This window comes from Reichenbachiella sp. (assembly GCF_039944555.1).
Classification (GTDB): Bacteria; Bacteroidota; Bacteroidia; order Cytophagales; family Cyclobacteriaceae; genus Reichenbachiella.
This window is the reverse complement of record NZ_JBDUYN010000007.1, coordinates 149617-161042: the sequence shown is the minus strand read 5'-3', so window position 1 is coordinate 161042 and position 11426 is coordinate 149617. Positions and strand designations below refer to the sequence as shown.

The 11426-nt window shown below is 39.9% G+C and carries 9 protein-coding genes; 6 read left to right on the top strand and 3 right to left on the bottom strand.

The features are described from left to right. The first annotated feature begins 27 nt into the window (after positions 1-27). Both ABJD64_RS09280 and ABJD64_RS09275 read left to right on the top strand, forming a co-directional pair. Positions 28-576 (top strand): DinB family protein, encoded by a 549-nt coding sequence (locus ABJD64_RS09280; protein WP_348181974.1) that lies wholly within the window; start codon positions 28-30, stop codon positions 574-576. Positions 577-1300: 724 nt separating this feature from the next. Then, entirely contained in the window at positions 1301-2215 is a 915-nt protein-coding gene (locus ABJD64_RS09275) for a HAMP domain-containing sensor histidine kinase (RefSeq protein WP_348181973.1), read from the top strand. A 43-nt stretch (positions 2216-2258) separates the two neighbouring features. On the opposite strand, the gene ABJD64_RS09270 is transcribed toward ABJD64_RS09275, so the two are convergent. Continuing rightward, the gene (locus ABJD64_RS09270) at positions 2259-5483 is read right to left on the bottom strand and encodes a two-component regulator propeller domain-containing protein (protein ID WP_348181972.1); all 3225 of its coding nucleotides are present in this window, start codon (positions 5481-5483) and stop codon (positions 2259-2261) included. A 394-nt stretch (positions 5484-5877) separates the two neighbouring features. Between ABJD64_RS09270 and ABJD64_RS09265 the strand changes: the two genes are divergently transcribed. Genes ABJD64_RS09265 through ABJD64_RS09250 form a run of 4 tightly spaced genes read left to right on the top strand, consistent with a single transcriptional unit; the run spans position 5878 to position 10213 of the window. After that, the gene (locus ABJD64_RS09265; RefSeq protein ID WP_348181971.1) at positions 5878-6369 is read left to right on the top strand and encodes a nucleoid-structuring protein H-NS; all 492 of its coding nucleotides are present in this window, start codon (positions 5878-5880) and stop codon (positions 6367-6369) included. A gap of 24 nt (positions 6370-6393) precedes the next feature. After that, the gene (locus tag ABJD64_RS09260; RefSeq protein WP_348181970.1) at positions 6394-6969 is read left to right on the top strand and encodes a hypothetical protein; all 576 of its coding nucleotides are present in this window, start codon (positions 6394-6396) and stop codon (positions 6967-6969) included. Then, positions 6966-7799, top strand: a complete 834-nt coding sequence (locus ABJD64_RS09255; protein WP_348181969.1) for a hypothetical protein — start codon at positions 6966-6968, stop codon at positions 7797-7799. Before ABJD64_RS09260 ends, ABJD64_RS09255 begins: the two co-directional genes overlap by 4 nt. Before the next feature lie 26 nt (positions 7800-7825). After that, the gene (locus tag ABJD64_RS09250; protein WP_348181968.1) at positions 7826-10213 is read left to right on the top strand and encodes a leucine-rich repeat domain-containing protein; all 2388 of its coding nucleotides are present in this window, start codon (positions 7826-7828) and stop codon (positions 10211-10213) included. Here ABJD64_RS09250 and ABJD64_RS09245 read toward each other — a convergent pair. Together ABJD64_RS09245 and ABJD64_RS09240 are read right to left on the bottom strand one after the other, a co-directional pair. Next, on the bottom strand, positions 10207-11166 hold the full coding sequence (locus ABJD64_RS09245; RefSeq protein ID WP_348181967.1) for an NAD(P)-dependent alcohol dehydrogenase: 960 nt from the start codon (positions 11164-11166) through the stop codon (positions 10207-10209). The genes ABJD64_RS09250 and ABJD64_RS09245 overlap by 7 nt on opposite strands. A gap of 17 nt (positions 11167-11183) precedes the next feature. Beyond that, a complete protein-coding gene (locus tag ABJD64_RS09240) occupies positions 11184-11402 on the bottom strand; it encodes a hypothetical protein (protein WP_348181966.1) in 219 nt (72 codons plus the stop codon). Positions 11403-11426 lie beyond the last annotated feature (24 nt).

Genomic DNA, 11426 nt, shown 5'->3' with positions numbered 1-11426 from the left:
TCACTTAACATGTAAAATCAAAATATTATGAAAAGGAATGTAATATGGATGGGTCTATTTTTATTACTGACGACAGCGTGCGGCACAACTCAAAACAAGACCAATGCCGAATCGCCTCAGGAAAATACGCCCATTACCAAAGAACAAGTACTTGCCGCCTGGGAAAGGATGACAAATATGGTAATCAACTCTACTGAGAAGATGCCTGCTGAATTTTTCTCCTATTCACCCATAGAGCCCCTTGCCAGTTACGGAGCGCTAGTCAATCATACTGCCGGTGCGAATTACCTCTTCGCTGCTACCGTGAAACTTGAAAGGCCGGAACAGAATGAAATTGATACTGACGACAAAGAAGCAGTGGTCGGAAATCTTAGCGCTTCATTTAAATTTATAAAAAACGGCATTCAGCAGTTGACCAATCAGGATTTGAATGAAGAGATTGAATGGTTTGGTTCTAACATGTCCAGATTGAACGCCATCTTAACCATGACAGATCATTTACAAAGAGAGTATGGCAAAAACATTACTTACCTCAGGCTTAAAGGTATAGAACCTGAAAGATCAGCTGGGTGGTAATCTCTGGTATTTGACAAATGAGGCTGTAGCAAAAGTCAACCGGACAATTCGTAGGAGGTATCTCACTCCGCACGGCATGACCAACTTTTGAAACAGTCTCATTTTATTTAATTGCATGCAAACTGAATTTCGTGATCGTTTCAAACCTGCTCATGGCTTAAGTCAAAATCGTTCACCTATTACTCTTCTTATAGGTAATTCAAACGTTTTCAGAAAGCGGATAAGCTTTAAAACTATTCAAGTCCCCACTCCACTTCTAAGTTAATTCTCGCACTTTTTCAAGATTAAAACCCGCCTTTTAAATTTTCACGACAACTAGTGAGGCTAAACTTATTAATTAAATTATATTCTAAGTACATTTAGGACTGATGAAGTTGCAAGCATAATTTGACTCGGATATTCTCGGAGCGTTCTTATTCTTAGACATTGAAATTCTTAATGGTTAAAATATAAGCGTTTAGAAAATATTCAGTCTCACATTCAAGCCGACCCAACCACAGTTCATATTTTTTTGAGCTATTAGTGCCAATTTAACCCATCGCAATTTTCATCTTGCTATTGTGCAGAGCGTATGTTTGGTCAAAAAATACTTACATCTATACTTTTAATCGTTAATATCGACTCGTCGGAAATTTATCAAGGCATAAATTTTTGGATTTTTGTACTGTTGGCCCTTGCGGTCGCGATTGGTATCTATGCCTTGTTTCGGCTTTATATACGAAGAGTGCGAATACAAAAAAAGGTATTAGAGAGAAAGGTTGAAAAACGCACTTCAGAAATTTCTACTCAAAAAGAAGAACTTCAGAAACAATCAGAAGCCCTAAAAAAGGCTTATGAAGAAATCAAGACAAAGAACACTGCCATTGAAGAAGCATTTGAGCATCTAACCAATTCTTTTGCTAAACTGTCCGATGTGAACAGGGAAAAAGATGGAATTATTAGTATAGTCGCTCATGATTTAAGGACTCCACTCAATAACATTGAGGGTCTCATTCAGCTGGTATCTCTGGATGGTAATTTGAGTGAAGATCAAAAAGATTATATAGCCAAAATCCGTACCGTGGTAAAACATGGTAATGAAATGATTAGAGATTTACTGGATATTAATCAGGCCAAAAATCAGAAACCAGAACTGACTATTACGGAGCTCAGCATAAATGACTTCATCGAAGGCTGGCGAACTAGTTTTGAAGAAGCTTTGTCATCCAAAAAGCAAAAATTAATTTTATCAGGGGACTATAAGTCTGTTATACTCAAATCCGACATTGGACTCCTTTCAAGAATAATGGACAATTTGATGTCAAACGCCATCAAGTTCTCAGAGATAGGGAAAGCGATTGAGATTGAAATCAATCCTATCGATGATCTCCTCAAAATAATAATAAAAGACGAGGGTCCGGGAATAAGCGAAGATGATCAGTTGAAAATGTTCAAACCTTTTACCCGATTAAGTGCCAAGCCTACCAATGGAGAGCCTTCCAATGGCCTTGGATTATCCATTGTCAAGAGTTTAAGCAAACAGCTGAGAGGTGAAGTAAGTGTCAAAAGCCAAATCGGTTTTGGAACTTCTTTCGAACTAATGATTCCAATCAACGTGGAAAACGAAGTCCGGAATAAAAACAAAATAATTCCATCATGATATAGAGGTCATATGAAAGATCACTTCTGAGCGCTGAACTAGACTAATCATTCTGTAGATAATTATCCTCTTCAAGCATATCCTTTATTTCATACAGTACATCATCCAGACTATTGGATTGGCCTTTGAGCAATTCAATCAGTTCCATTTTTTCTTCTTGAGATTGAACCAACTCAAAGAGCTGAATGATTCCTTTTATATTAGCCACAGGTACTCTAAGATTATGTGCATTAACAAAGGCGTAATCTGAGAGTTTTTTGTTTTTTTCCAGAAGCTCTTTCGTTCGTTCTTTTACCTTTTGTTCAAGTGCCATATTAGCTTCTTCGGTCATTTGCTGTTGCCGCTTGATTTCAGCTGTTCTTTCCTCGACCATGATTTCAAGCGCTCGGTTTCGTTCCTCTATATTGACTTGTAACTCTTTCTGTTTTCTTAGAATTCTCATTGTTCGCCACCTATCGAAACTTAAAATACCCAGAATTCCGACAATTAAGTAGAGGCCCCTAGCCCACCAGCTATGCCACCAAGGTCGAATTATTGTAAGCGGATAGGTAATAGTCTCACTCCAAATACCAGCACTCCCTATAGCCTTTACTTTAAAAGTATAAGTCCCATATCCCAAATTTCTATATTCTGCCGAGATATTCTCATTGAGAATGCTCCAGTCCTTATCTAATCCCTCTAGTTTGTATTTATACTTGACCTTATGAGGTGCTAACCAATCGATGGCAGAAAAACTGAAAGACACATGATCAAGGTAATGAGGAAGGGCCAGCAGATATGGATAATTTTGGAAGGGTACGATCGATTCAATTGATTGAAGGAGTCCTTTGGCATGAGCCAACGAGGTCTGAATTGATCCGTTGCTTAGCCTTCTGAAGTCAACAAACTCTTGACCGATAGATACTCCATCTAATTGCAACTTCGGAGCTTTAGTGTTTGGTTGGATATTGTCAATGTCCAGCATAGCAAGCCCCTTGCCAGTGCCCCACCACATACGGTTGTAGGAATCAAGACAAACTGAATTAATCACAACGTCGAGTCCCTTTAGTCCATCCTGTTGCACAAAAGTGTTGAATTTATAAGCGTGTTGTTGATTCTCTTCCCCTGGCCTATCTGTCTGCGCAAGCCTAGTAATTCCTCCTTCTGTACCAACCCAAAGGTTAGCATTATTATCCTGAATGAGTGATAGTGTGATGCTATTGGTCAATCCGTCAGCCGCAGTGAAAGAATAAAGTTTTTCATCTAATGAAGAGTCATTTTCACTCATTACAAGCTTATTTAATCCCTCATCGGTACCGAGCCAAATATTTAGCTCATGGTCTTCAAATATGGAATTGACGCTGTTGTTCAGAATTCCTTCGTCTTTCGTATAGGTAAAAAAAGATTTGCCGTCAAATTTACTCACTCCGCCTCCGAAGGTTCCTATCCACAAGTCGCCATTCGATGCCTCAGTGATCGTCCAGATGTGATCGTTGGCAAGCCCATCCTTTTGACTGTACGTAGTAAAGAACTTTCCATCATACTTTACCAAACCACCGCCTTGGGTGCCAAACCACAAATTGCCGGCTCTGTCTTCAATCATAGAATATATATCTCTATGAGGAAACCCTTCTGGCGTATCGAAAGATGTAAACGAATGTCCGTCATATTTTAGCACACCGCCGCCATAGGTAGCAAACCACATATTACCATTTCTGTCTTCCAGCATATCCATTACAGAATACTCTAACAGGTCTTCATCATCCATGTAAACTGTAAAATATCCATCAGCATATTTGTATATCCCCCAAACATCTGAACCGAACCACAAATTACCTTTCTTATCTTCGAAAATGGACCACACCGAATTGCCGCTTAAGTGCTTATCTTCTGTAAATGAAGTAAATGAGTTGGTTTTAAACTTAGTAACACCGCCGCCATCTATACCAAACCACATATTACCTCTTTTGTCGGCATACATCGAGCGTATAAAGTCATAGCTAAGTCCTTCTTTCTCGGTGTAAAACGTGAAGTAAACTTCCTCGAGGTCCTGGCCATGACTAAAATTCATTTTGCACACCCCTCCTCCATCAGTTCCCAGCCAAATATCTCCATTGGCGTCCTGATTGATGTGCCATATTCTATTGTTGAACAGGCCTTCATCTTTGCTGTAAGTGATAAAAGAATTGCCGTCGTATATACTGACACCCCCTTCTGAACCTATCCAAAGGTTGCCATCACTGTCTTGAAATAGAGAGCGAATATTATTGTCAGGTAAACCGTCTGCGACGTAAAAGTTCTTAAAGGATTTGCCATCAAATTTACATAGACCGTTTCTGGTACCAAACCAAAGGTTTCCGCTGACGTCCATTAAAGAAGCCCATACACTATTGTCTGAAAGGCCGTTTTTTGTAGTATAGTTAGTGAAGAATTCCTTTGTCCCCCTTTTTGAAAACCTGGACAGACCTCCTCCATTCGTACCAAACCATATATCGCCATCCTGGTCCTCGGTAATGGTTTCTAAATAGATTCCGGCAAAGCCTTGCTCTATACTATAGTTGGTAAACGTATTTCCATCGTATCTGCTTATCCCTGAACCATCTGTTCCAAACCACAGGTTACCTTCTCGATCCTTTAGAATTGTTACAATGATATTATTAGGCAAACCCTCATCGACTGTAAATGTCGTAAAAGTGTTACCATTATACCTTGTGACACCACCTCCATAAGTACCAAACCACATATTGCCCTTGGCATCCTCATATATGGCGTCTACATAAGATGACGGCAATCCTTGTCCCACATCTAAAAACTGAATATCGTGTAAAGCAGCATCCCTAAAGCGCATGGATTGTGCTGGTGTTGGTACGGGCCAGAAGGCTACGTTGATCTGGGGAGCAAAAACAGTATCATCACTCTGTATGAGATAGCCGGTGCTCGGAATCTCTTTTTTGACAGGATGAAGAATTGCCCCAATTCCTGGTCTTATTTCAGTTATTACCGCCGAATCTTTGATCGTCAGTTTTGGTTTTCCAGCCTTTACTTTAGAAAGAAGGTTTCGTTTGGGCTCAGAGGCATTTACTTTTATCGTTCTCCCCTTTGCAAGGTTTACAATCAGTGAATCGTCATTTACCGCGGCGATCTTAGGTTTACCAAAATTCAGTTTTTTCCTTAGAATAACCGTATTATTCCAATCCTCATCTCGGTCTTCTGACCTCCTTATTTTTTCAGGCTCACAGCTGCATAGGCTGCCGAAGAGAATTAAAATAAATGGATAGAATTTTATCATCACATCATGATACAAACCATATATAATTTAACCAAAACTGCCAAGACCGTCAACTATACCTTGTATACGGCCTTCTATTTCGTCCTAGAAGACCTAAGTAGCACGTTAATATGTATGCGCAAACATATTTGGCGCGGTGACCAGTCAATTAAGTAATATCAATTTCATTGTGTAGCCGTGACTTACACAGGACACTGAATCAAAGAAATTGTATACAATTTCAAGTAGATTGTGGCGAAGGGTAAATGCAATATACCAACTGATGAACAATCAGACACGAACTTTAAATAAAACTATTTTCGATACGTTAGTTTGAATTGGAACGCTATTTGTAATAGGCGTACGAGTTTCAAAAACTGAAATAAAACAAGAAGACATTCTAATCATTACAACCATGACAAAACATATTTTGAACATTTCCCCGGTGTCTCTGCTCATCATTGCGGCATTCATAATTTCAATATCGTCTTGTAAGAGCCGGAAAAACCTCGCTCAAGTAACGGCACCTGTAGAGGAAACCGAGCAACAAGTAGAAGAAGAAATTGCAGAGGTAATAGAAGAAGCACCTGCAGTTGAAGAAAGAATACCTGAGAAAATCATCTCTAAAGAACAAAAATTGAATGGCTACTTCAATGCAGTTTCTTCAGCCTCGTCCGTTTCATCTGCGAATGCGAGTATTGAGGAAGCACTGACTATGTTTAGCAATTCTGATGCACCGGTACTAATAGTGATCTATAATGACGGGGCTAGTCCGGACTATGATGAACCGACTACTATAGCCAAATATCTAGACTACCTAAAAGACACAAAAAGTAAACCGGCCCAAGTGGAAGAAGTGGTTTACAACATCAATGGACAAATCAAAGAGTTGGTGCTGAAAAAATAATAATTCACAAAAAGAAATAACAATATGCAATTCATAAAATACACATTGCTTTCGTTGGCACTGGTACTAACAGCTAGCGCCTTCGCACAGAGCAATATCGATCCAAAAAGAAAACAGGCGATTGATTCCCTGGCATTGGAAAAGGTCAAAGACCTGAGCAAATACATCAGCATCATAGGAAACAAGGATACTCAGTTTTCTGAGGCCCAGCGTGTGATGGACAGAGCCGAAGAACTTTTTGCTGATGACAGCGAGATGGGCGTTTCTTCTTTGAGTAAAGAAGAAGTAACCTACTACAAGGTCAGAGAATACTTTGAGCGTTTAATGGCGCTCAACTACGACAAGGTAAAGATTCAATGGTACGATATTCACTATGTAAGTGACTTAGAGCAACAACCAGATGGAACGTTTGTAGGTGTTATTACCATTTACCAGAGGTTCGAAGGCAGCTCAAAGGACGGCTCACTGAATTACAAGGACACCACCAAAAAGGACATCACCATCTATGTGAAAAAGAAAGAAACACAGATTGCCGGTAGAATAATTGAATTCTGGGATGTGATGTTGGGCGACATTCGGGTAACTGAGACGTCTGCATGAAAACAATTCTAACAGCGCTTTATACTGTATTGGCTTTTCATATCTCGGTGGGTCAGGGACTCACCAGAGACATGAAAGACACTGAAGACCAACTTCGTGCTTCAACTAAGCAAATCAATCAGTTTTTTCGTAGGTTCAATGGCGAAGAAGACGAGAACGGCAAACGGTATTATGCCTCAGACAAAAGATATCGTGATCCGTCATTAAGAAAGAAATACATGCCGGTACTGTTTGATGTGCAAACCAGCCAGATTGACCCTGTTCAATCTAAGGCGTTTATCAAACGTATCACGGACAAGAGGGGTCCTGCCTTTCTCGATTTTCACAGGGATCACTGGTTTGCTGAAGTCAATACCATATTTAAGTATAAAGGAAGACAACTCTCCGGTACGCTTTACATGAGATTGCAAGCACAAGGTCAGGGATATGAATGGATCATCGATGATGTAGCATTCAGTCAATTCAAAAAATGGTTTGACAAGGATACTACAGAGACCAAAAAGTTCATCCATCCGATGAGTCATGAATTGGGTTTCATGACTTTGCGAAAAGCATTTAAGAATAATGAGCATGCGGAGCAGTTTACAGGAAGGAGTTTTCAGCCAGACTTTCTTACTATTTTTCTTTATGAGTTGAATCAGGGAAACCTGGAGTTTGTTTCAGTAAAAAATATGAATTTTCACTTTTTTGCCATTGATGGCTACTACTTTTCACTGTCGAATTTCAATAGACCCGGATACAACTCAGGATGGCTCATTTCAGATTTGGTACCCCTGGCGAATGAAGACCAAAAACAACAAATGCTGGACTACATTTACGGCAAAAATTAAAACCAAGAACCTATCTTTATCCACCTATGAAAAACGTCTTTCTGCTGATATTTTGCTTTTCCTTTTTACCAGGTTTGGCACAGACCGAAGTCGATTCAACTCAATATGATGAGGTCAGAAGTTTGGTGAGTTTTTACAGATACATGCTCAATACTGTTGGAGCCGAAAAAACCTCTGTGAGGGATAAAGAAGTAATCATTACAGAAAGTTTTAAAAAGGTTTTTGAAAATCCAGAAGTGCAAATTGAAGATGATTTGGTTCAGGATAGAAAGGTGATCACCAACAAGGATGTGACTGCCTACCTCAGAGATGTTGATTTCTTTTTCAAAGACGTTCAATTTGATTTCCAAAACATGGTCATCGAAAAGATCGAATCAGACAGCATAGATTTCTACTATCTAGTTTCCTTTGAAAACACCGTGAACGGTACTACGATAGATGATGAAAACTACATCGGTACAAAAAAACGATTCATAGAGGTCAACCTGAATGAGGAGACCAATGATCTGAAGATCGCAAGCGTTTACAGTACAAAATTAAGTCGTGAAAAAGAGCTACAGCTATGGTGGGAAAGCCTTTCTTTTGGATGGACTACCCTATTCAATGAATATGTTCCCTTTGATTCAATTTCAAATGAGGTCCTGCTAAAGATTGCCTCGCTCGACAGTTTAAACCTATCGGGAAATCAGCTTCTTACTGATTTAGAACCTCTATCTGCCATGAAGCAGTTGAAGGTACTCAACATAAGCAGCACCAAAATAGAGAGTCTCAATCCGTTGCGCTATGCACGAAAACTCAGAAAACTTGAAGCTCAAAATACAAGAGTTGCTGACCTTTCGCCTCTACAATATTTTAAAAGTTTGGCTTACCTCGATGTTTCGTTCACAGAGGTTGATGATATCACGGTTTTAGGAAGATTAAAAGAACTCTTTTATCTTGATCTATCGGACACGAAAGTTGAAAATTTCCAAACGCTAAAAGAGTTAGATGGCTTAAAACACATCAATCTTTCCAATACCGCTTTTGATGACCCTACGCTGCTTTCGGAAAACGTTTCATTACAAATCGTAGATTTATCCAGAACGTCGGTTGACCATTTATTTGTCTTTCAAAGCCTGCCTGATGTAACACAACTAGGTCTTTCAGAATCTAAAATCGTAAATCTCAGAGGGTTAGAAAATCACCCTAAACTGGAAATACTCACTATTAATCAGACATCCGTCGAAAATTTAGCGCCTCTTCAGGAAGTTCCTACACTGAAAAAGGTCTATGCAGACCTGTCAGGCATCACCGAACAAGTAGCATCGGCTTTCATGGCCAATCATCCTGAAGCCGTGGTAGTCAGCAACAGTGAGCAAGTATTACAATGGTGGGCATCTCTATCAGCCAACTGGAAAGCGGTTCTAAGCGAAAGAATAGGTATAAGTGAGCCTTCCAAGGAAGATTTAGTCAAGCTTCTAAATATCGATTCATTAGACGTCTCAGACAAGAAACTCTACACTTCGGAGCCATTAAAAAGATTCAAAAGATTGCGGTATCTTGATATCAGTTATAATGACCTGACCAGCTTTGATTTTACCAGTGACATGTTGGATCTTGAGCACTTGAGAGCTGTTAATTTACCTGTAGAATCCTCAAAAGGATTAGAGCAAAATGCTAACCTTCAGTTCCTGGATCTATCTGAAAGCAATCTCAAAGATATCCAAACCCTTACCCAGCTACATAAGCTTAAGCGGATAGATGCGGAACATACCAATCTGGATGAGCAGCAAGTCATTGAGTATTTAGCCGTCAATCCGGAAACAGTGATTGTTTTTCAAACCGAGAAATTAAACAAATGGTGGTCTGAACTCACCCCAGCATGGAAAAATGCCCTCTCTGCTCCTAATCCTGATACTTATCAATTGCACCGCTTAGTCGAACAAAAAGAAATTCTTATAGAAAATCAAGCTATCACTTCCCTGGTTCCTCTCGAAGCATTTATAAGCCTTGAGTCGATTACGCTGAACGGGATTCGGGTGTTGAATCTAAATGAATTGTACAGTCATCAGAATCTTCACCATCTCACCTATACGAACGGCCCACTCCAGACACTTGAAGGGATCATTAAGCTTTCAAAATTGGAATCACTCAATATTTCAAACACGGCAGTAGAAGATCTGAGAGATTTATATTACATGAACACGCTGAAACACCTCAACTGCTCCGGAACCGGCATTAAGAATCTGAAGGGTCTGGATAAACTTATTCGGCTCGAAAGCTTAAATGTGAGCAACACACGGATTTGGCGATTGGAAAGACTCTACGGAATGAATAAACTCAAAACATTCATTTGTAACAACACGCGTCTAAGTCAGGGCAAAGTAGATACTTTCCAGTACCTGCTTCCCGAGTGTGAAATTACTTTTTATTGAGCAATCGAAATAATTACCTTTCCTTTCGCTCTTCCGGTTTCCAAGTACCTCATGGCTTTTGCTGCTTCCTCAAGTGGATAGGAACGATCAATCACTGATGATATCTTACCTGAGGCCAACAAATTTTTTAGTTCGTTCATATCGCGCTGATTGGCCTTAAAGTCCACCATTTTTATTTTCTTTCCTCCTAACAAACCGGCACGTATCATGTGTCCTACACCTCCAAAGCCTACCACCGCACATCTGCCCTCTTCTGAGAGTAAGTTTTTATAATCGGCTAACGACAAGTTACCTACTGCATCGAAAATCAGGTCGTATTTTCTGCCACTTTGCGGTAGGTCCTCGTTGGTGTAATCAATAACCTCATCTGCACCTATGGATTTAACCAGTTCTAAGTTTGTCGTGCTGCAAACACCCGTAACATGCGCATCATAGATTTTGGCTATTTGAACTGCAAATGTTCCTACACCACCCGAAGCGCCGTTGATCAATATTTTTTGACCGGATGAAATTGGGCCAAACTTCCGTAGTCCATTCAAGGCGGTAAGTGCAGCCACAGGTACAGCCGCAGCTTCCTCAAAACTTATGTTTTCAGGCATCACTACTAAGCCTTCCTCTTTCACACGGACATATTCTGAAAGCCCTCCTAAACCGAAATTGAAAATGTCACCAAAAACATTATCGCCCACTTTGAGCTGCCTTACCTTGTCTCCTACCTGTTCAACCGTACCGGCAACATCCGCACCCAAAATATTGAACTTTGTAGGTTTGGCTATTCCAGTCATCAACCGCATGAAATAAGGAATGCCTCTCATAACGTGCCAGTCGAGTGGATTGATTGCCGTTGCCTTTATTTTTACCAAGACTTCGTTTTCCTGAGGCGTAGGCCTGTCTATTTCCTCAAGTTTCAAAACCTCAGGGCCACCGTATTTATAGTTTGTTATTGCTTTCATCTGTCTATAATTTGTTTTTAATCAGGTAGCACCTCGCAGGTATACCCGAATGTTCGTATGATATCTATCACATCATCTTCTTTAAGTTTTGAGCGTGCTTCCACTCTCAAAACTTTGTCAACATCTTGAAGATCAACACTCCAATCGGCTATGTATGGATGCTGATTAAATATCCATTCTACGCGCTCGATTCGGCGTTTGGATTTGATATCTGTTTTGAATACTAAAATCTCCATGAGTTTCGAAATTTAAGTGCTGTA